Here is a 21328-nt window from a genome sequence, read left to right as displayed (position 1 = left end):
GGCCGGATCGGGCTCACCCCGCTGCGCCGAGCCCTGATGCGGCTTGTCCCGCCGGGCCGGCCCGGACGGGGCGTCGGCCCCGGGCGCCGCCTCGGCCCCGGCCGCCGGCCGGGTTCCGGCGGGGGTGCGCACCAGCTCCGCGACCATGTCGAGCCCCGGCACCGGATCCTGTTCCAGCGCCGGGGCGGCAGGTTCGCCAAACGGTGTCAGCGACACTCCGGGACCTCGTCGAAGGCCTGCTTGAGCTCGGGTGAGTTGAGCTTGCTGGTGTCCAGCCCGCTCGCGTCGTACTCCTCGTTGAGCGTGTCGACCGCGGCCTTGACCCCGTCGTAGAAGGCGCCGGGCTGGCCGGTGCCCAACGCCTCGATGGTCTTCCGCGCCCTGCCGTAGGCGTCCCGCACCCGGGCGAGCGAGGTGGTGAAGCCCTCGGCCACCGCGTCGCCCTGCTCCACGTCCGGCACCCCCGCCTCGGCCACCTTCCGGCGGGCCGTCTCGCTCGCCTGCTCGGCCCCGCCCAACAGCCGGACCAGGTTCTCCTTCGCCTGCGCCGGGGTGGTCTGCGCGGTCATCTGTTCCTGCGTGCTGCGGGTCAGGTTGCTGATCTCGGCCCGCCACGGCGCGAGCGCGTCGCAGACCGTCGCCGCCCAGCGCTGCGCGGTCGGACCGCCGCCACAGGCCCCGACGGCGAGTACGAGAGTGGCCAGGACCACCGTCAGCCTTCCGGCGGCTGCCGACCGGGGCGTACGCATGCGTTGCAGCGTACGGCTTTCTCGGCCCGACGCTAATAGTTACCTGTGCCCGTCGGGGTTCACTCACGTGCCCCGCGCGGCGGACCAACCCCTGGCCGGCACGGGTGACGTACCGGCCAGGGGTGTGGCCGCGCCGGGCGGCCCGGCGCGACCGGGTCAGGCGGTGACGGCCTCCGGCCGCGGGTCCGCGCTGCCGGCACCGGTGCTGCCCGGGCCGTCGTCCGAACCGGACATCGCGACCGGCTTGCGCTTGCTGAAGACGACCGCGACGACGATGACCAGCGTCGCGACGAGGGCGATGCCGACCCGTACGCCGACGTTGCGGTCCTCGCCCACGCTGAACGTCACCACGGCGGGCGCGATCAGCAGCGAGACCAGGTTCATCACCTTGATCAGCGGGTTGATCGCCGGGCCGGCGGTGTCCTTGAACGGGTCGCCGACGGTGTCGCCGATGACCGTGGCGGCGTGCGCGTCCGAGCCCTTGCCGCCGAACGAGCCGTCCTCGACCAGCTTCTTGGCGTTGTCCCAGGCACCACCGGAGTTGGCCAGGAAGACCGCCATCAGCGTGCCGGCCCCGATGGCGCCGGCCAGGTACGACGCCAGCGCGCCGGGCCCGAGGCCGAAGCCGACCGCGATCGGCGCCATGATGGCGAGCAGACCGGGGGTCATCAGCTCGCGCTGGGCGTCCCGGGTGCAGATGTCCACGACCTTGCCGTACTCGGGGCGCTGGCTACCGTCCATGATCCCCGGCAGCTCGCGGAACTGGCGGCGTACCTCCATCACGACCGCCCCAGCCGAGCGGGAGACCGCGTTGATGGCCAGGCCGGAGAAGAGGAAGACCACCGCCGCGCCGATGACGAGGCCGACCAGGTTGCGCGGGTTGGCGACGTTCAGGGCGGAGAGGATCTCGCCACCGACGTCCTTCACCCCGGCGTCCAGGTACGACGTGTTCAGCGTGTCCGTGTACGACCCGAAGAGCGCCGTCGCGGCGAGCACCGCGGTGGCGATCGCGATGCCCTTGGTGATCGCCTTGGTGGTGTTGCCCACCGCGTCGAGCTCGGTCAGGGTGCGGGCACCCTGCTCGTCGATCTCACCGGACATCTCCGCCACGCCCTGCGCGTTGTCCGAGATCGGGCCGAAGGTGTCCATCGCCACGATCACGCCGACCGTGGTGAGCAGGCCGGTGCCGGCCAGCGCGACCGCGAAGAGCGAGAGCGTGACCGAGCTGCCGCCGAGCAGGAACGCGCCGAAGACGCCACCGGCGATCAGCAGCGCCGAGTAGACCGCGGACTCCAGGCCCACGCTGATGCCGGCGAGGACGACGGTGGCCGGGCCGGTCAGCGAGCTCTTGCCGATGTCCTGCACCGGGCGGCGGTTGGTCTCGGTGAAGTACCCGGTCAGCGCCTGGATCGCCGCGGCCAGCACGATGCCGATCACGACCGCGCCGATGGCCACCACCCGCGGGTTGCCGGCCACGTCGGGCACCCCGCCGCCGAAGTCGGCGAAGTCGCTCGGCAGGTACAGCCAGGCGGCGACCGCCACCAGCACGGCGGAGATCAGCGCGGAGAGGTAGAAGGCCCGGTTGATGGCGGTCAGGCCGTTGCGGTCCGAGGCGCGCAGCCGGGTGATGAAGACCCCGATGATCGCGATGATCACGCCGATGCCGGAGACGATCAGCGGGAAGACCAGCCCGTCCTCGCCGAACGCGGCCCGGCCCAGGATGAGCGCGGCGACCAGCGTCACCGCGTACGACTCGAACAGGTCGGCGGCCATGCCGGCGCAGTCGCCGACGTTGTCGCCCACGTTGTCGGCGATGGTCGCCGCGTTGCGCGGGTCGTCCTCCGGGATCCCCTGCTCGACCTTGCCGACCAGGTCGGCGCCGACGTCGGCGGCCTTCGTGAAGATGCCGCCGCCGACCCGCATGAACATGGCGAGCAGCGCGGCACCGAAGCCGAAGCCCTCCAGCACGGTCGGCGCGTCGCCGCGGAAGATCAGTACGACCAGCGCCGCGCCGAGCAGGCCGAGGCCGACGGTGAGGAAGCCGACCACACCACCTGTGCGGAAGGCCACCTGCATCGCGGCCTCACGGCCTCCCTGATGTTCCCGGGCGGCGGCGGCCACCCGCAGGTTGGCCCGGGTCGCCAGGGCCATGCCGGCGCCGCCGATGAAGGCGCTGAACGCCGCGCCCACCACGAAGAAGGCCGACCGCCCGATCTTCACCGCGAGTTCGTCGCCCTGGGTGTCGTGCACCGGGAGCAGGAAGAGCAACACCACGGCGATGACGACGAATATGCCGAGGGTTCTGAACTGACGGAGGAGATAGGCGGTGGCGCCCTCCTGGACGGCCCCGGAGATCTCCTGCATTCTCGTGGTTCCCGTACCGGCCGACAGCACCGTCCTGGTCAGTGCCGCCGCGAAACCGAGCGCCACCAGGGCGATCACGGCGGCGACGATGACGTACGACGGATTCGCACCGGTGAGGGACAACCTGCCGCCCTCGGCGGCCAAGCTCCCGGACATCTATGTCCTCCTGTACCGAACAGTCACGCCCGCCGGGGGACGTTCCGGCAGGCGTCAGACGCGAAGTCGCAAGTGCCGCGCCGACCCAGGTACGTGCGGATCAGCGATGATCATCTGTCCCCGCGGGTGCGGGACCAGGACACTTGCTGATAACCCCGGGTACTTTAGTCGCCCATCGTGTTGGAGGTCACACCGACGCCCCACCGTGTCGTGGTGATCTTCGTCGTTGTGTTAATGCCTCATGCTGGGGTAAGAGTGGCCACACTCTCCGCACAGTGCGCCGGCACAGCGCTCTCGCCCACGCCTTCACACCGGGCCGGGGTGGAACCCGCCGCGCACGAGGCGCGACCCGCCCCCGAAGTGACACCCCCGCCCCGGTGTAACCGCGGAGGACGCCCGGCGCCCGCGAGTTGACCGCCCGGCGCGAAGGCGACCGCGCGGCGAAGCACGGCCCGGCACGTCCGCGAAGTGGGGCCCGCCGTGCCCCGCGAAGACATCAAGCCTGACGGGATTCGCCGGGTACGGCGGGCCCCACCCCAAGCTTCAGAGGTAAGCCGGACCACTGCCGGACAGGGGCGCGCCCGAGCGGGATCAGCGAGGGAGCGGCCAGACCATGCGGACCTCGGTACCGATCCCCTCGGCGACGGGGCGCACCTGCAGGTCCTCGACAAAGCCCGCGAGAAGGGCAAATCCGACACCGACCGTCAGCGCCTCGTCGGTCAGCGACTCGTCCGCGAGTTCGTCGGGGGGCAGCGCCGCCAGGCCGAGCCCGGCCTCGATCGGCGCGCGGTCGATGACCCGGACCACGTACGGGCCCTCGTCGGACATCTCCATCAGGACGAGATCCTTGAGTCCGTACTGACGGTGCAGGGCGACCGCGCGGGCACAGGCCTCGCCGATCGCCAGCCGTACCTCGTCCAGCAACTCCTCGGCGACGCCGGCGCGGCGCGCCACCGCCACGCCGACCAGCCGGGCGGTACGTACGTGCACCGGCGCGGGGGAGAACGACAGTCGTACCGTCGACATCACGCCTCGGGGCCGTCGGAGGTCGCGGCGATCGCCGCGTCGACGCTGGGGTGGATCGGGAACACCTGGTCCAGCGCGGTGATCCGGAAGATCTTGAGCAGTGGCTCCTTGTCACAGACCAGGTCGAGACCACCGCCGGCCGCCCGCAGCCGCTTCAGGGCGCCGACCAGCACACCCAGCCCGGTCGAGTCGAGGAAGTCGACCCGGCCGAGGTCGACGACGACCTTGCGGGCCCCGCCGTCCACCAGCTCGACCAGACGCTCCCGGAGCCGGGGGGCGGTGTAGACGTCCACCTCGCCGCCGACCTCCAGCACCGTGTGCTCGGCGACGGTGCGGGTCGCCAGCGACAGTTCCATCGATCTCCTCCTCTGGCCGGGCCCCGGCACGGACCCCGCCCGGCGGTACCGGGACCGGATCTCGTGGCCGGAATTCGGATCCACGCGCTCCTGCGCATCTAACCACCGACCGGTCGGGTGCGCACCGAGGCGCCGCGCCGGTCGGCGGCCAGGCCCCTTCCCGGCCGGCGGGCTCGGCGTCCCGGGTCCTCGTCCCCGTGGCCCGGGTCGCGTGCCCCGCCTTTTCCCGGTGCCCCGGTCAGTGCGAGAGTGCAGGACGTGACGTCCGCAGCCACAGTATCGGCAGGCTCCGGCGGGGGCATCTCCACGCCGGTCGGCGTGCCGGCCCCCGGCGAGCTGCTCCGCCGGCTGGGTGCGCGCGCCACCGCCACGGACGATCCGGTGACGCACGTCGAACGGGTGGCCCCCAGCGCGGGCGTCACCGCGCCCTGGCCGGACTGGGTGCCCGAGCCGCTCCGGGCGGGGCTCGCGCGGCGCGGCGTGGTCACCCCGTGGCGGCACCAGGTCACCGCGGCCAACCACGCGTACGAGGGCCGGCATGTGATCGTCGCTACCGGTACCGCCTCGGGCAAGTCCCTCGCGTACCAGCTTCCCACCCTCGCCGCCCTGCTGACCGATCCCCGGGCCACGGCGCTCTACCTGGCTCCGACGAAGGCGCTCGCCGCCGACCAGCTGCGGGCCGTAGCCGAGCTGGAGCTCGACGGGGTACGCCCGGCCTGTTACGACGGGGACACGCCGCGCGCCGAGCGGGAGTGGATCCGGCGACACTCCCGATTCGTCCTGACGAACCCCGACATGCTGCATCACGGCATCCTGCCGGGGCACGCGCACTGGTCGACGTTCCTGCGCCGGCTCGCCTTCGTGGTGGTCGACGAGTGCCACACCTACCGGGGTGTCTTCGGCTCGCACGTGGCGCACGTGCTGCGCCGGTTGCGCCGCCAGGCCGCCCGGTACGGGCCGTCGGTGGCGGTGGCCGGCCCGGACGACCGGTCCCGGCCGTCGGCCGGTACGCCGGTGTTCGTGCTCGCCTCGGCGACCTCCGGCGACCCGGCCGCGGCGGCCGAGCGGCTCACCGGCCTGCCCGTCACGGCCGTGACCGAGGACTCGTCGCCGCGGGGCGGGCTGACCTTCGCCCTGTGGGAGCCTCCGCTGCTGCCGCCTCCGGTGACCGGCTCCACCGGCGGGTTCGACGCGGAGCCCGACGGCGGGGCGGACGACGGCCGCGCGGACGACGACGGGGCGGGTGGGGCCGGTGACGGCCGCGCGGACGAGGACGGGCCGGAGGGGGTGGGGCAGGTCCGGCGCTCCGCGCTGCGGGAGACCGCCGACCTGCTCAGCGACGCGGTCGCCGCGGGGGTGCGCACCCTGGCCTTCGTCAGGTCCCGGCGGGGCGCCGAGGTGGTCGCGACCACCGCGCGGCGGCAGTTGGACGAGGCGGTGCCCGGCCTCGGTGACCGGGTGGCCGCCTACCGGGCCGGGTACCTGTCGGAGGAGCGGCGGGCCCTGGAACGCGCGCTGCTCTCCGGGCAGCTGCTCGGGTTGGCCTCCACCAACGCGCTGGAGCTGGGGGTGGACCTGGTCGGGCTGGACGCCGTGCTGATCTGCGGCTACCCGGGCACCCGCGCCTCGCTCTGGCAGCAGGCCGGCCGGGCGGGCCGGTCCGCGCGGGAGGCGCTGGCGGTGCTGGTGGCCCGCGACGACCCGCTGGACACCTACCTGGTCCACCATCCGGAGGCGCTGTTCGGGCGCCCGGTCGAGGCGACCGTGCTCGACCCGAACAACCCGTACGTGCTCGGCCCCCAACTCTGCTGCGCGGCGGCCGAGGCACCGCTGACCCCGGCCGATCTCGCCCTCTTCGGCGAGGGCGCCCCGGCGGCGGTGGAGGCGCTGGTCGCCGCGGGCGCGCTGCGCAAACGCCCGACCGGCTGGTACTGGCGGCACACCGGGCGGCCGGACGTCGACCTGCGGGGCACCGGCGGTACGCCGGTGGCGGTGGTGGAGTCGTCGACCGGCCGGCTGCTCGGCACCGTGGACCCGGGCTCGTCGCACTTCCTGGTGCACCCGGGCGCGGTCTACCTGCACCAGGGCGTCTCGTACGTGGTGGACGAGCTGGACCTGGCGGACGGCTGCGCGCTGGTGCACGCCCAGGAGCCGGACTGGTCCACGCACGCCCGGGACGTCACCGACCTCTCGGTGCTGTCGGTCCGGTCCCGGGTCGACGCCGGACCGGTCAGCCTCTTCCTCGGCGAGGTCGACGTCACCAGCCAGGTCGTCTCGTACCAGCGGCGGCGCATCGCCACCGGCGAGGTGATCGACACGCGCCCGCTGGACCTGCCCGCCCGCGAGCTGCGTACGGTGGCGGTCTGGTTCACCCTCACCGAGGCGTCGCTGGCCGAGGCGGGGATCACGACGGCCGAGGTGCCCGGGGCGCTGCACGCCGCCGAGCACGCCGCGATCGGGCTGCTCCCCCTGGTGGCGACCTGCGACCGCTGGGACATCGGGGGCATCTCGACGGCGCTGCACCCGGACACCGGGCTGCCCACCGTTTTCGTGTACGACGGGCACCCGGGCGGTGCCGGCTTCGCGGAACGCGCGTACGAGGCGGCCTCGTCCTGGCTGCGCGCCACCCGGGCCGCGATCGCCGAGTGCGGCTGCGAGACCGGCTGCCCGTCCTGCGTGCAGTCGCCGAAGTGCGGCAACGGCAACAATCCGTTGGAGAAGGCGGCGGCCGTCCGGATCCTCGACGTGGTCTTGGCCAATTTGCCGAAAGAACCCAAGTAATTCACAGGCATAGATGGACTGTGCGATGGTTATAACTCGCCACGTGGGAGCGCTTCCATAAGGCACTCAGAGGAGGATGTCGTGGGCGACACCATCGACGAAACCGTCGAGCTGCTCTACACCATCAACCAGGACCATCTCACCGTGGACCAGCAGATCGCCCTGGCCCAGGCGTACGCCGCCCTGGCGCAGGCCGAACGCCTGAACATGATCAACGAACGCCTCTACAGCATCCACCAGATCCTCAACAACTGGCTGGTCAAGAGCGCAGTGGAGGGGGTCCGCTGATTCCTGGACGGCCGGACCCGGGGCCGGCGGTCCCGGCCCACCGCGCGCCGGTGCGGGAGGCCGGCCGGGCGGAGCGCAGGCGACTGACTGCCCGCGCTCGTCCCCGCCCCGCGTGATGGCGGCTACTCCCCGATACCCGGCGTCGCCTCGCCCTGGTCGCGGACCGGTCCGGCCCGGGCGGTGGCGCCGGCGACCCGGCTCAGCGCCGGCAGGGGCCGTACCGCGACCTCGACGCCGATCTGCACGTCGAGGCCGTCGAGCCGGCAGGTGACGAGTCGGCCGCCGTTGCGCGCGACGATGGTCGACGCCTGCGCGCAGGCCACCGAGGCGCCGTCCAGCGCCCGCACCGCACCGGCGAGAGCCCCGAGGTCGGCCGCGACCCGGGCCTCGTGCCGGGCCACCCGGGCCGCCCCCACGGCCGCCGCGGCAAGCCCCGCGGTCAGCAGCAGTAGCCCGATGACCAGCAGCCAGAGCGACGCGTTGCCGTCGTCGGTCCGACCCCGGCCGGGCCGCGCCCGACCGCGCCCGGTCCCGGCCCGGGCGCCCGCCGGCTCGGTGCGGCCGGGCCACCGCCGGAGCCAGCCCCGCCACGGCAGCGCACGGGCGCGCGGCCCCTGCACGCCTCGGGCACCGTTCGCGCTCCCGCCCAGGGTGCCGCTCCCGCCCAGGATGCCGCTCCCGACTCGGATTCCGTCTCCGCCCGGGCAGCCGGTCCCGCTCCGGACCGCGCGTCCGCTCCCGTCCCGGAACCCGCGTCCACCCCGGCGCCCGCTCCCGCCCTGGCTCCGGTCCGCGCCCCAGCCCCGGCCCCGGCCCCGGTACAGCGGGCCCCGCCGGCGGCGGTGCGCGTGTTCGGGCGGTCCGGACGGTAGCGGACCGGGGCGGACGATGACCTCTCCGGCGGCACGCCGGACGCGGTACGCGTGCCGGGGCGGTCGACGTGCGCCGCCGGTCGAGCCGGTCATGGGAGCGGCTCCGGGTCACCCGGTTCGACGGCGGCCACCGCGGTCGCGGCCACGCTCATCCTCGGTAGGCGTGCGCCGAGCGCGCGCACCGGTGCCCGTACCGTCGCGCGCACCGTCTCGCGTCCGATCTCGACCGAGACGGTGGCCCCGGGCGGGGCCGAGCGGTTTCCCGCCGCCGTGCCGGACTCGCCGCGGGAGGCTGCCAGCGCCGCCTCCCGCGCCGCGTCCACGCACTGAGCCTTGGTGTCGACCGCCAGGACGGCGGTCAGCCCGGCGAGCAGCAGCAGCGTCAGCGCCGGCAGGCCGGCGGCCAGCTCGGCGGTGAACGAGCCCCGGTCACGCCCGACCCGCCGGCGCCGGGTCACCGCAGCGCCCGGTCGATCACGGCGGTCAGGGCCGCCTGGACGTTACCCGAGGTCAGAACCTTGAGCAGGATGCCCGCGAAGGCGACGGCCGCGAGCGTACCGACGGCGTACTCGGCCGTGTTCATCCCGGCGTCGCCCCGCAGCCGGGCGATCAACTTACGCATGATGGATTCCTCTCTCCCTTGGGGACTCAGAGCACGTCGCCGAGCACGGCGACGATCACCGGCACCAGACCGGCGAGAATGAAGGCCGGCAGGAAACAGAGCCCGAGCGGAAGCACGATGAGCACGCCGGCCCGGCGGGCGTCCGCCTCGGCCGCCGTCGCCCGGTCGGCCCGCAGGTCGTCGGCGAGCCGCCCGAGAGCCCCGGCCAGCGCCGCCCCGCTCGCCGCGGAACGGACCGCCGCCGTGCCGAGGCGCTCCCCGCCGGCAACCGGGGCGAGCTGTGACCACGCCTCCTCGGGGCCGCCGCCGAGCAGCAGGATCCGGCCGACGCGGCGCAGCCGCTCGCCCAACGGACCGCCGACCGCCTCCGCCACGGCGGCGACCGCCCGGTCCACCGGGGCGCCCGCGCGCAGCGCCGCCGCGAGCAGGTCGGCGGCGAGCGGCAGATCGGCCCCCTCCCGCAACCGGCGCTCCCGCGCGGCGGGCGTCTCGATGCGACGCAGCGACCGGTCACATCCGACGGCGACGACGATGCCGGCCGCCGGCCCGGTCCAGCCTCCGAGCAGGAGCGCGGCGGCCAGGCCGGCGAGCAGGGCCGCGAGCCGGATCAGGTCCGGCCGCCACGCCCGTCCTCCGATGCCGGAGGAGGCCGACGCACCCGGGACCCGGAGGTGCGAGGCCGGGGCGGCCTGGGCGGGAACCCGCCCGCCCAACCGGCCGAGCCGGCGGCGTACGGCCCGCCGGGCGCTCGGCGTGCCCACCGTCAGCAGCAGCACGGCCCCGAGCAGGACCGCGACGACGAGCGCTCGCGTTGACGTCACGACGCCCGCCCCGGGCCCGAAACCAGCCGCTCGGCCCAGAGCAGGCCGGCGACCTGGAGCAGGATGGCCCCGCCGGCACAGGCGGCTCCGATCGGGGTGTGCAGCAGCACGTCGAGCGGGTCGACGCCGATGCCGTAACCGAGCGCCATCCCGCCCAGCGGCAGTCCCGCGAGCAGCCAGGCGGTGGCGCGGGCACCGGCGGCCTGGGCGGCGGCACCGGCCAGCCCTCGGTCGAGGGTCCGGGCGTCGGTCTCGATCCGCTCCAGCAGGTCGGCCAGCGGCGCACCGGTCTGCTCGGCGAGGCGTCCGGCGGCCAACGCCAGCGTCTCGATCCGCGCCGCCCCCGCGCCAGGCGGATACGCGGGTGTCGCGCCGGTACCGGGCCCGTACGCGGGCGTCGCGGCCGTCCGAGCCGACCCCGTACCGGGCACGTTCCCGGACGTCTCGGCCGCGCCGAGCAGTCCTCCGGCCGGGGGCGGCGCCGCGCCGAGACCCGCCACGACGACGAGCGCCGGCGGTATCGGCAGTCCGGCGCGCAGGTCGGCCGCGAGCGCGGCGAGCGCATCGAGCCGACGGCGACGGTCGCGTACCGCCTGACGGCCGTGGCTGTGGCGCAGCAGGCCGCGCGTCCCCGCGGCGCCGTACGCGCCCGCGGCGAAGGCGGCGACGGGTCCGGCGAGCAGCAACGCGACCCCGCCGGCGAGTACGCCCGAGAGCAGGACGGTACGCCGGGGCGAGGCGAGCAGCCGCTCGCGGAGCGCGAGCCAGGTCTGCCCCGGCCGGCCGCCGCGTTCCCGGCCCGCGCCGGAGGCGAGCACCAGCCGGTGTCGCCTCCGCTGGTCGCGGGTCGGCCAACCCGCTATCCCGGCCGCCGCGACCAGACAGACGGCGGTGAGCCACCAGGGAATGATCATGACTCCTCCCGCCCGGTCGGGCGCGCAGCGGCGGCGGGAGGAGGCGGGGTCGGGCGGGGCGGAGCGGCGGGAGGCGGGGCGAGCTGTGGCGGAGCGGTGGGAGGCGGGGCGGCCGGAGACGGGGCGGGATGCGGCGGGGTGCCGCCGCCGAGCCCCGGTGGCACGGGTACGCCGCGGCTCGCGATCATCCGGGCCAGTGCCGTCGCCGCCGGCCCGGGTCCGTGGCCGCGCACCCAGGCCGGTACGACGGTGACCAACCGTTCCGGGCCGGCGGGCAGCAGCAGGCAGACGGCCTCCAGCACCCGCCCGTCGGCGGTCCGCCGCAGCTGCAGCAGCACCTGGAGCGCGGCGGCGACCTGGGCGTGCAGGGCGGCCCGGGGCAGCCCACCGAGGAGGCCGAGCGCCTCCAGCCGGGCCGGTACGTCTCCGGGCGCGTTGGCGTGCATGGTGCCCGCACCGCCGTCGTGTCCGGTGTTGAGCGCGCTGAGCAGGTCGACGATCTCGGCACCTCGGCACTCGCCCACCACCAGCCGGTCGGGCCGCATCCGCAGCGCCTGCCGGACCAGGTCGGCCAGGCCGACGGAGCCCGCACCCTCCACGTTGGAGGTTCGCGCCTGGAGGCCGACCACGTGCGGGTGCACCGGACGCAGCTCGGCGGCATCCTCGACCAGGACGATCCGCTCGGTCCGCGGGACCAGCCCCAGCAGGGTGTTGAGCAGGGTCGTCTTGCCCGACCCGGTGCCGCCGGTGACCAGGTACGCCAACCGGGCCGTCACGACGGCGGCGAGCAGGTCGGCGGCCGGACGCGGCACCGTGCCGTGCCGGACCAGTTCGTCGAGGGTGAACGGGCGCTGCCGGAAGGTACGCAGCGACAGGTACGGGCCGGTGGTCGCCACCGGCGGGAGTACGGCGTGCAGCCGGGTGCCGTCCGCGAGGCGGGCGTCGGCGTACGGCGAGCCGTCGTCCAACCGCCGGCCGCAGGCCGCCGCGAGGCGCTGCGCGAGCCGCCGTACGTCGTCCGGTGTGCCGAGGTCGATCGGCACCGGTCGCAGCCCGTGGCCCCGGTCCACCCACACGCTCACGCCGTTGACCAGCACGTCCGTGACGTCCGGATCGTCCAGCAGCGGCGCCAACGGCCCGGCGCCGACGAGGTCGCGGTGCACCCGGGTGGCCGTCCGCAGCACGGTGGTGTCGCCGAGCACGGCGGTGCCGGGGTCGGCGCGTACCGCCGAGACGACGGCGGCGGGGGTGACCGGGGTGCCGTCGGCGACGAAGCGTTGCCGCACCCGGGCGGCCATGTCCGGAGTCACGCGGCACCCGCACCGGTCGACGCGGCACCGGTCAGCTCGCCGAGAATGCGCTGGCAGAGGGTGGCCAGCGGGCCGCGTCCGCTCGCCGCCGGCGCCTCCCCGCGCTCCAGCCCACGGCTCAGGCCGGGCTCGGGTCGCAGCGTGCCGGCCAGCGGCAGGCCGAGTCCCCGGGCCACCTCGCGGGACTTCAATCCGCCCGGCGCCGGACCGCGCACCACCGCCGACAGCCGGTCGCAGTGCGGCAGTACCGTGGCGACGACGCGGGTCGCGGCGGCGATGGCGCGAAGTTCGGCCGGTACCACCACGAAGGCCTGGTCGGCGGCTTGCAGGGCGAGGACGGCCGCGTCGTCCAGCCGGCGCGGCAGGTCCACGACCACGAGGTCGCGGGCCCGGCAGCCGGCGTCCAGGGTGGCGGCCATCGCCTCGGCGGGGAGCGCCAGCAGGTCGCCGCGATCCCAGGAGAGCACCACCAGGTCGCCCCGGCTGGGCAGCGCGCGTACCAGCGCGGGCGCGTCGACGCGCCCGTCGGCCTGGCTCAGCGCCGGCCAGCGCAGCCCCTCCAGCTGTTCCCAGCCGAGGATCAGGTCCAGGCCGCCGCCGAGCGGGTCCGCGTCGACCAGCAGCGTACGCAGTCCGCCCCGGGCGGCGGTGACGGCGAGTCCGCCGGCCAGGACGCTCGCACCGGCACCGCCCCGGCCGCCGATCAGCGCGAGGGTGCGGCCCGCACCCGGGCCGGACCGGGCCGTCGGGGCGTCGCCGAGCCGGTCCACGAGCCAGGGTTCCGCGGCCGGCAGCATCGCGATGTGCTCCGCCCCGATGAGCTCGGCCAGGTCCCAGGCCGGATCACCGTGGCCGGCGCGGCCGACCAGCACGACCCGGGGCCGGCGCGGCAGCCGGGCCCGCAGGCACGGCTGGGCCTGGTCGGTGCCGACCAGCACCAGCGGCGCGCCCGCCCACCGGGGCCGGGCGCCGGCGGGATCGCGGACCGCCTCGACCTCGACACCGGCGGCCGCGGCGAGCCGGAGCAGGTCGTCGAGGAGTTCGTCGTCGGAGGTCAGGACCAGCGGCCGGCGGGGGCCGGCGGGAACGGAGGTACGGGGTGGCATGGGGTGCTCCAGCGGCGTGGGTACGGGCTACCCGCACACCTTCCGCCCCGGCCCGGTCCCGGCGCAGCACCCTGTCCACAGCCTGTGGATAACTCACCCGCCTGTGGATAACCTCCGGCTCCGGACCGGATCTGTTACGCCCGCAAACCGTCTACCTGATCGGCTTCCTGCTGGTCCTCACCGGGATCGGCCTGCGCATCGAGGCGGCCATCACGAGCCGCGCGGACTAGGCCGCCGGGATCGACGGCAAGGCCGGAAAACCCGGCGCGAACCCCGGATAGGAGACGACCCCCGTCGGGGGGAGACGGGGGCCGTCTGTGGGGTTCGGCTCCGGGGGGGTCGAGCCGAACCCGCTCAGCGGTCACGGGGGGTGCAACCGCCGAGAGCTGGTTGGACACGCCTATGAAACTGTGTCGTAAATACAAGCATGCCTGAGTGGAGCCGTATACGTCGAGTGGCGTTAACTCCACTCCCTGCGAAACTTGGTTCCTGCGGTGTGATCACCATCACTCCTCTGCTGACCCGTGGATCAGGAACAGCAGGCCAGTGACGTGCGTGGGTGACCCCGGCCACCCGCCGACCATAGACCATCCCGCTAGACTTTCGCGCCGTGGGCCGAAGTGCCGCTTTCTTTGACCTGGACAAGACCGTCATAGCCAAGTCGAGCGCCCTGGCGTTCGGACGGCCGTTCTATCGGGACGGCCTGATCAACCGGCGAGACGTCGTCAAGTCCGCATACGCGCAGCTCATGTTCCGCCTGGGCGGAACAGACGAGCAGACGATGGCCCGTACCAGGGACTATCTGGCCGAGCTCTGCAAGGGCTGGCCGGTGGACCAGGTACGCCAGATCGTCGCCGAGACGCTGCACGAACTCATCCACCCGTACGTCTATGCCGAGGCCGCCGCCCTGATCGAGGAGCATCAGGCGGCCGGTCGGGACGTCGTGCTCGTCTCCGCCTCCGGCGAGGAGATGGTGCGCCCGATCGGCGAGCTGCTCGGGGTCACCGACGTGATCGCGACGCGGATGACCGTGGACGACGGGCGGTACAGCGGCGAGGTGGAGTTCTACGCCGCCGGCCCGAGCAAGGTGAGCGCCGTGAGCGAGTTGGCTGCGGAGCGGGGGTACGACCTCGCCGAGTCGTACGCCTACTCCGACTCGATCAGCGATCGACCGCTGCTCGAATGCGTCGGCCACCCCACGGCGGTCAACCCGGACCGGGCTCTGCGCAAGCTCGCCACCGAGCACGCGTGGCCGGTGCTGGAGTTCCGGCACCCGATTCCGCTCGGCCGGCGGCTGCGCGAGCGTCCGGCCGTACCGGTGGCCGCCGCCGCGCTCGGCGTGGGGGTCGGGGTCGCCATCGGGATCGCCTGGTACGGACGGCACCGGCGCACCCGGAGCACCTCCACCTCCTGACCGACCGGGCAAAGCGGGCATACCGGCCGCTGGGTCAAGAGCCCCGAGCGGCGGAGAGACCGCGACGGTCAGGGGGCGGCGAGGTTCAGGGAGACCGCGAGGGGTCAGGAGGCGGCGAGGATCTCGTCGCCGATGATGCCCACCTGGTCGGCGCCGACCTCGACCGCGCTCGCGTAGTGCCGCAGCCAGGACCGCACCCCGTCGGGCGTACCGGTGGCGAAGGCCCCCGCGGCACCGACGTACTCGGGTTCCCGCTCGCGGTGCCCCACGTCGACCGCGACCAGGCCGCGCGGGTCGAAGCCGGTGGCGACCAGGGTCAGCCGGGCCGCGGCCCGCGCCACCACCCCGGACGGGCCGGCGAACGGGCGCAGCGCCAGCAGTTCCCCGTGCACCACGGCGGCGAGCACCAGCGGGGCCGCCTTCGTCCCGCCGGCGACCAGCCCGGCCAGGCCGTCGAGCCGGGCGCCGACCGCCGGATCGGCCACCGGCCGACCCAGGGCCTCCTCCGGTACGACGCCGCGGGCCGCGAGCACGTGCAACCGGGCCAGCACCTGTCGGGGGGCCTTCGGCCAGAGGTCGGCCAGGCCGGGCAGCGCGCCGGCGACCCGCAGCGCCCCCTGCAGCACCGGGTCCGTGACGGTGCCGGCCCGCACGTCCTCGCGCTCGTGGGGGTACCCCTCCAGCGCGGCGCTGGCCACCGCGGACCGGAGGCCGACCTCGGCCGCGACCTGGCCGCCCTGGCGGCGCAGCGCGCGGTGCCGCAGCGCCTGGTCGACCCGGTCGCGGGCCCGGTCGACGGCGGGCGCGACGTCGGCGAGCGCGAGCAGCGGGGCGAGCGGGTCGGTGGTCACGCCTGCCACGTTAGGACATGCCGGCGCCGCGCCGACCAGGAGATCCCCGGCCCAGCGGGACGCCGCGACGGGCACCGGCGAGCGCGCGGCGCGGGCCGTTCGGCGCGCGCACCCGCTGCGGGGCCGACCTGTGGTCGCGACGTTCTGGAAACCCCCGTTAACCTCCTACCGAGAGGTACGTCACGTGAGGTGGGAGGCCCATAGATGAGCGAGACGCTGGCAAATCTTTTGCAGGAGACACGGGAGTTCCCGCCGCCCGCCGCGCTCGCCGCAGAGGCCAACGTCACCGCGGCGGCGTACGAGGAGGCCGCCGCCGACCGGCTCGCCTTCTGGGAGCGGCAGGCCCGCCGGCTGAGCTGGGCCAAGGAGTGGGACCAGGTGCTCGACTGGTCGAACCCGCCGTTCGCCAAGTGGTTCGTGGGCGGCCAGCTGAACATCGCCTACAACTGCCTCGACCGGCACGTCGAGGCCGGTCTGGGCGACCGGGTCGCGATCCACTGGGAGGGCGAGCCGGGCGACACCCGCACGATCACCTACACCGACCTGCTGCGGCTGACCAGCCAGGCCGCCAACGCGCTCACCGAGCTGGGCGTCGTCGCGGGTGACCGGGTGGCGATCTACCTGCCGATGATTCCCGAGGCCGCCGTCGCGATGCTGGCCTGCGCGCGGATCGGCGCCACCCACAGCGTGGTCTTCGGTGGCTTCTCCGTCGACGCGCTCTCCAACCGGATCCAGGACGCCAGCGCCAAGGTGGTCATCACCGCCGACGGCGGCTACCGCCGGGGCAAGCCGTCGGCGCTCAAGCCCACGGTGGACGAGGCCGTCGCCCAGTGCCCGACCGTCGAGCACGTGCTCGTGGTCCGCCGTACCGGGCAGGACGTCGCCTGGACGGGCAGGGACCGCTGGTGGCACGAGACGGTGGAGACCGCGAGCGAGACCCATGAGGCCCGGCCGTTCGACGCCGAGCACCCGCTCTTCATCCTCTACACCAGCGGTACGACGGCGAAGCCGAAGGGCATCCTGCACACCACGGGCGGCTACCTGACCCAGGCGTCGTACACGACGCACGCGGTCTTCGACCTGAAGCCGGAGACCGACGTCTACTGGTGCACGGCCGACATCGGCTGGGTCACCGGCCACTCGTACATCGTCTACGGGCCGCTCTCCAACGGCGCCACCCAGGTGATGTACGAGGGCACCCCGGACACCCCGCACCGGGGCCGGTTCTGGGAGATCGTCGACCGGTACAAGGTCAGCATCCTCTACACCGCGCCGACCCTGATCCGGACGATGATGAAGTGGGGCGAGGAGATCCCCGCCGGCCACGACCTGTCGTCGCTGCGCCTGCTCGGCAGCGTGGGCGAGCCGATCAACCCCGAGGCGTGGATCTGGTACCGGCAGCACATCGGCCGGGGCGAGCTGCCCGTCGTGGACACCTGGTGGCAGACCGAGACCGGCGCCATCATGATCTCTCCGCTGCCCGGGGTCACCGCCACCAAGCCGGGCAGCGCGATGTCGCCGCTGCCGGGCATCAGCGCCGACGTGGTCGACGACCAGGGCAACTCCGTACCGAACGGTGGCGGCGGGTACCTGGTGCTGCGCGAGCCGTGGCCCTCGATGCTGCGCACGATCTGGGGCGACGACCAGCGCTTCCTCGACACGTACTGGTCCCGCTTCCAGGGGATGTACTTCGCCGGCGACGGGGCCAAGAAGGACGACGACGGTCACCTCTGGCTGCTGGGCCGGGTGGACGACGTGATGCTGGTCTCCGGCCACAACATCTCCACCACCGAGGTCGAGTCCGCGCTGGTGTCGCACCCCTCGGTGGCCGAGGCGGCGGTGGTCGGGGCGACCGACCCGACCACCGGGCAGGCGATCGTGGCGTTCGCGATCCCGCGGGGCAGCGTGGAGACGGGCGGGGACGCCGGCGAGCAGCTCATCACCGAGCTGCGCAACCACGTGGCCAAGTCGCTCGGCCCGATCGCCAAGCCGCGGCAGATCATGCTGGTACCGGAGCTGCCCAAGACCCGCTCCGGGAAGATCATGCGGCGCCTGCTCCGCGACGTGGCCGAGAACCGTTCGCTCGGTGACGTCACGACGCTGCAAGACTCGTCCGTAATGGAATTGATTTCCGCGGGGATGCACACGAGGTCCGACGAGGACTGACCGCCTTCCCGTCGGAACGCGCTGTAACCTTTCCGACAACCACGGTGGGTGGGCCCCGGCTGGGGGGCCCACCCACCGTCGTTTGTTGACCGTTTTGCCGCATCGCGCCTGGTCGGCTGCCGACAGATGGGCGAAATTTGTGACATCGGGAGCGGTTTCCAACAACAACTTGCAACAAAACCCGGTCGGCCGCTTCCCCCGGTGCAGTGAACTGTTTAAGTTTCACAATGGCCCCAGCTGTTGGGCGCCATCTCTATCCGGACGGCCAGCGACGCCGCCTCGGCGCTGCCTGGCATCCAGCCAACCCGGAGGTACCTAGGTGCGCAAACTCATGGTGGGCCTGCTCACCGTGTCGCTTGCGTCGGGGGTGGGCGTATCGCTCCATGCCCCAGCGTTCGCGGCACCGCCGCTGAAGGCGCCGGCCGCGGCTCCGACCGAGAAGTCGGTCCCGAGCGACGACCTGCCCAACCCCTTCGAAGAGAAGCGCCGCGAGCTTCGCGAACAGGCCGTCAGTGACGTGGTCAGCGGCCGTACCAAGGTCGAGAAGCGCGGCGCGAGCACGGTCGCCAAGGTCGGCGAGACCACCGGTGCCGGCTTCGCCGGCACCCAGGCCAAGGCAAAGGCGGGCGCCACCGCCGCCAGCGGCAACCCCACGACGGACCAGTACGTCGAGCTCAAGCGCGAGACGACGGACCGGATCTTCGTGATCCTCGCCGAGTTCGGCGACGAGCGGCACCCGAGCTTCCCGGACAAGGACACGGACCCGACCACGGCCGGGCCGACCACGTTCGCGGGGCCGCTGCACAACCAGATCCCCGAGCCGAACCGCGCGGTCGACAACTCGACCGTCTGGCAGCCGGACTACTCGGCGGACTACTTCCGGAAGCTGTACTTCGGCAACGGGAAGAACGTCGAGTCGGTGAAGACCTACTACCAGACCCAGTCGTCGGGGCGCTACAGCGTCGACGGCGAGGTTACCGACTGGGTGAAGGTCCGCTACAACGAGGCCCGGTACGGTCGCTCCGACGACGACCCGACCGACGCCAACGGCGACGACCCCGCCGTCTGCGCCTCCAGCACCTGCAACAACACCTGGCAGCTGGTCCGCGACGCGGCCAACCAGTGGGTGCTGGACCAGCGGGCGCTCGGCCGTACGCCGCAGCAGATCGCCGACGACATGAAGTCGTTCGACCAGTGGGACCGGTACGACTTCGACGGCGACGGCAACTTCAACGAGCCGGACGGCTACATCGACCACTTCCAGATCGTCCACTCCGGCGGCGACCAGGCCGACGGTGACCCGCACCAGGGCGAGGACGCGATCTGGAGCCACCGCTGGTACGCCTTCGGCACCGACGCGGGCCGCACCGGCCCGACCGGCAACCTGCTCGGCGGTACCCAGATCGGCGACACCGGCGTCTGGATCGGTGACTACACCATCCAGCCGGAGAACGGCGGTCTGAGCGTCTTCGTCCACGAGTACGGCCACGACCTCGGCCTGCCGGACGACTACGACACCACCGGCGCCGGCGACAACAGCGTCGAGCACTGGTCGCTGATGGCGCAGAGCCGCCTCGGCGCGAAGAACGACGAGGGCATCGGCCAGCGCCCCGGCGACATCGGCGCCTGGCAGAAGCTGCAGCTCGGCTGGCTCGACTACGAGGTCCTGGTACCGGGGCAGAGCCGGACCCTGACCCTCGGCCCACAGGAGTTCAACTCGGACCTGCCGCAGGCCGCGGTGGTGGTACTGCCGAAGAAGGAGGTCACCCACGATCTCGGCGCGCCGTTCGCGGGGACCAAGCAGTACTTCTCCGGTAACGCCGACGACCTGGACAACACGCTGACCCGGTCCTTCGACCTGACCGGCAAGACCGCCGCGGCGCTCTCGCTCAAGGGCCGGTACGCGATCGAGGAGGGGTACGACTACCTCTACTTCGAGACCTCGACCGACGGCGGGGCCACCTGGACCGCCCGGGACGGCACGATCAACGGCACGCCGTTCCCGCGGGACGCCAGCAACACCCCCGCGATCGACGGCAGCTCCAACGGCGCGTGGGTGGACATCAACGTCCCGCTGACCGCCGTGGCGGGGCAGAACGTGCTGTTCCGCTTCCACTACCGCACCGACGGTGGCGTCTCCGAGGGTGGCTTCTTCGGTGACAACCTCACCGTCACCGCCGACGGCGCGGCCATCTTCACCGACGGCGCCGAGACGCCGGCCGGCTGGAATGCCGACGGCTGGTCTGTGGTGGGCTCCTCCATCACCGACCTGTACGACAACTACTACATCGCCGGCTACCGGTCGTACACCTCGTACGACAAGTACCTGAAGACGGGGCCGTACTTCTTCGGCTACCAGAACACCAAGCCGGACTACGTCGACCACTACGCGTACCAGGAGGGGCTGCTCATCTCCTACTGGGACACCTCCCAGGTCGACAACAACACCAGCGATCACCCGGGTGAGGGTCGCAACCTGTACGTCGACGCCCACCCGGCGCCGATCTACAACCTCACGGGCGCGCCGTGGCGGGCCCGGGTGCAGGTGTACGACGCGCCGTTCAGCCTGGACCGGGCCGACTCGTTCACGCTCCACGTGAACGGCCAGGCACAGTACATCCGGGGCCAGGACGCCGAGCCGACGTTCAACGACACCAAGAAGTACTGGTACGCGGAGCTGCCGAACCACGGCGTCAAGCTCCCGGCCGCGGGTGTCAAGATCAAGGTTCTGGAGCGGCTCATCGTCGGTGACGGCACCGCCATGAAGGTCCGCTTCAACTGACATCAGTCGAGGCACTGACGCACGACGCGACGCCCGGGGCCGGGTCAACCGCCCCGGGCGTCGCCCTGTTCCGGCCACGGCTGGACCGGTGCGCGCCCCACCGGGCGGGCACCGGCGGCGGGAACCGGGGCGGCGCGTACCGGGGTCCAACCGCCATGCGTGTGCCAACCCCCTCGACCGTCCCGCCCGCCACCCGAGCGGCCCGGCGCCCGACCCGTACCGCCCTGCTGGCCACGGCCGGCCTGCTGCTGGTCCCGCTCGCCGGCTGCGCCGGGACGTCCGGCGAACCCACCCCCCTCGGCCCCGCACCCGTCGGTGGATCCGTCACGGCCGGCCCCGCCGGCACCGGGGGGACCACCCCGACCGGTGCCCCCGACGGCTCCCCGACCAGCACGCGACCGCCCCTGTCGAACTCCCGACCGCCGACCGTGGGCCCGGCCGCCAAGCCGCCCAGCGAGCCGACCGACCAGCGCCGCAACGAGGTGGTGGGCGGCACGGTCACCCGCGGCGGGCCCGGCCCCTGTTACGGCCTGGTCACCGACGACGGCGTCGAGTACGCCCTCTACGGGCGCGACGCCGGCACCCTCACCGAGGGGAGGCGGCTGGTGGTACTGGTCGGTCCCCAGCTACTCAAGGTCGACTGTGGCCCGGGCCGACCCGCCAGCATCGTCGAGGTGCGCTCCGGCGGCTGACCGTACGGCGCGGCGGGTCGGGGTCGAGCGCCCCGCCCGCGTCCGGGACATCCCCGGT

Annotated in this window: 17 protein-coding genes and 1 pseudogene; 6 read left to right on the top strand and 12 right to left on the bottom strand. The window is 73.7% G+C overall.

The genetic code is table 11. The features are described 5' to 3' along the window. Nucleotides 1-206: 206 nt before the first annotated feature. The 4 genes from AB0J86_RS24335 to AB0J86_RS24320 all read right to left on the bottom strand — a co-directional run bounded on the left by AB0J86_RS24335 (nt 207) and on the right by AB0J86_RS24320 (nt 4651). A complete protein-coding gene (locus AB0J86_RS24335; RefSeq protein ID WP_363859896.1) occupies nt 207-749 on the bottom strand; it encodes a hypothetical protein in 543 nt (180 codons plus the stop codon). Nucleotides 750-905: 156 nt separating this feature from the next. Next, complete coding sequence (locus AB0J86_RS24330) at nt 906-3269, bottom strand: sodium-translocating pyrophosphatase (protein ID WP_363859895.1); 2364 nt, start codon at nt 3267-3269, stop codon at nt 906-908. Nucleotides 3270-3860: 591 nt separating this feature from the next. Further along, entirely contained in the window at nt 3861-4298 is a 438-nt protein-coding gene (locus AB0J86_RS24325; protein ID WP_363859894.1) for an ATP-binding protein, read from the bottom strand. Continuing rightward, nucleotides 4295-4651, bottom strand: coding sequence for an STAS domain-containing protein (locus tag AB0J86_RS24320; RefSeq protein ID WP_363859893.1), 357 nt, complete (start codon nt 4649-4651; stop codon nt 4295-4297). Before AB0J86_RS24320 ends, AB0J86_RS24325 begins: the two co-directional genes overlap by 4 nt. A gap of 300 nt (nt 4652-4951) precedes the next feature. Between AB0J86_RS24320 and AB0J86_RS24315 the strand changes: the two genes are divergently transcribed. Both AB0J86_RS24315 and AB0J86_RS24310 read left to right on the top strand, forming a co-directional pair. After that, nucleotides 4952-7432, top strand: a complete 2481-nt coding sequence (locus tag AB0J86_RS24315) for a DEAD/DEAH box helicase (RefSeq protein WP_363859910.1) — start codon at nt 4952-4954, stop codon at nt 7430-7432. Between the two features lie 81 nt (nt 7433-7513). After that, nucleotides 7514-7720, top strand: coding sequence for a hypothetical protein (locus AB0J86_RS24310; protein WP_363859892.1), 207 nt, complete (start codon nt 7514-7516; stop codon nt 7718-7720). A 122-nt stretch (nt 7721-7842) separates the two neighbouring features. Here the strand turns inward: AB0J86_RS24310 and AB0J86_RS24305 are convergent, their stop codons facing one another. The 7 genes and pseudogenes from AB0J86_RS24305 to ssd form a co-directional block, all read right to left on the bottom strand. Next, the gene (locus tag AB0J86_RS24305) at nt 7843-8187 is read right to left on the bottom strand and encodes an Rv3654c family TadE-like protein (protein WP_363859909.1); all 345 of its coding nucleotides are present in this window, start codon (nt 8185-8187) and stop codon (nt 7843-7845) included. 494 nt (nt 8188-8681) lie between these two features. Further along, nucleotides 8682-9050, bottom strand: a complete 369-nt coding sequence (locus tag AB0J86_RS24300) for a TadE family type IV pilus minor pilin (protein ID WP_363859891.1) — start codon at nt 9048-9050, stop codon at nt 8682-8684. Continuing rightward, nucleotides 9047-9214 (bottom strand): DUF4244 domain-containing protein, encoded by a 168-nt coding sequence (locus AB0J86_RS24295; protein WP_363859890.1) that lies wholly within the window; start codon nt 9212-9214, stop codon nt 9047-9049. Before AB0J86_RS24295 ends, AB0J86_RS24300 begins: the two co-directional genes overlap by 4 nt. Nucleotides 9215-9240: 26 nt before the next feature. After that, nucleotides 9241-9852, bottom strand: coding sequence for a type II secretion system F family protein (locus tag AB0J86_RS24290; protein ID WP_363859908.1), 612 nt, complete (start codon nt 9850-9852; stop codon nt 9241-9243). A 179-nt stretch (nt 9853-10031) separates the two neighbouring features. After that, nucleotides 10032-10949, bottom strand: a complete 918-nt coding sequence (locus tag AB0J86_RS24285) for a hypothetical protein (RefSeq protein WP_363859889.1) — start codon at nt 10947-10949, stop codon at nt 10032-10034. Between the two features lie 149 nt (nt 10950-11098). Then, a pseudogene (locus AB0J86_RS24280) lies at nt 11099-12247 on the bottom strand (TadA family conjugal transfer-associated ATPase); the annotation flags it as partial. 8 nt (nt 12248-12255) lie between these two features. After that, nucleotides 12256-13317 (bottom strand): septum site-determining protein Ssd, encoded by a 1062-nt coding sequence (gene ssd, locus AB0J86_RS24275; protein ID WP_363859907.1) that lies wholly within the window; start codon nt 13315-13317, stop codon nt 12256-12258. A gap of 658 nt (nt 13318-13975) precedes the next feature. On the opposite strand from ssd, the gene AB0J86_RS24270 reads away from it, so the two are divergent. Then, nucleotides 13976-14779 (top strand): HAD-IB family hydrolase, encoded by an 804-nt coding sequence (locus AB0J86_RS24270; RefSeq protein WP_363859888.1) that lies wholly within the window; start codon nt 13976-13978, stop codon nt 14777-14779. A 104-nt stretch (nt 14780-14883) separates the two neighbouring features. On the opposite strand, the gene AB0J86_RS24265 is transcribed toward AB0J86_RS24270, so the two are convergent. After that, nucleotides 14884-15630: an oxidoreductase gene (locus tag AB0J86_RS24265; protein ID WP_363859887.1), complete on the bottom strand. Its 747-nt coding sequence runs from the start codon at nt 15628-15630 to the stop codon at nt 14884-14886. Nucleotides 15631-15834: 204 nt separating this feature from the next. On the opposite strand from AB0J86_RS24265, the gene acs reads away from it, so the two are divergent. From acs to AB0J86_RS24250, 3 genes are all read left to right on the top strand, one after another. Then, nucleotides 15835-17796, top strand: a complete 1962-nt coding sequence (acs, locus tag AB0J86_RS24260; protein ID WP_363859886.1) for an acetate--CoA ligase — start codon at nt 15835-15837, stop codon at nt 17794-17796. A 334-nt stretch (nt 17797-18130) separates the two neighbouring features. Next, nucleotides 18131-20578 (top strand): immune inhibitor A domain-containing protein, encoded by a 2448-nt coding sequence (locus tag AB0J86_RS24255; RefSeq protein ID WP_363859906.1) that lies wholly within the window; start codon nt 18131-18133, stop codon nt 20576-20578. Nucleotides 20579-20733: 155 nt separating this feature from the next. Then, nucleotides 20734-21270 (top strand): hypothetical protein, encoded by a 537-nt coding sequence (locus AB0J86_RS24250; RefSeq protein WP_363859885.1) that lies wholly within the window; start codon nt 20734-20736, stop codon nt 21268-21270. Nucleotides 21271-21328 lie beyond the last annotated feature (58 nt).

Source organism: Micromonospora sp. NPDC049559, from assembly GCF_040676675.1.
Taxonomy (GTDB): domain Bacteria; phylum Actinomycetota; class Actinomycetes; order Mycobacteriales; family Micromonosporaceae; genus JBFAPK01.
The sequence above is the reverse complement of the archived record's forward strand: the minus strand, read 5'-3'. Positions and strand labels throughout refer to the sequence as shown.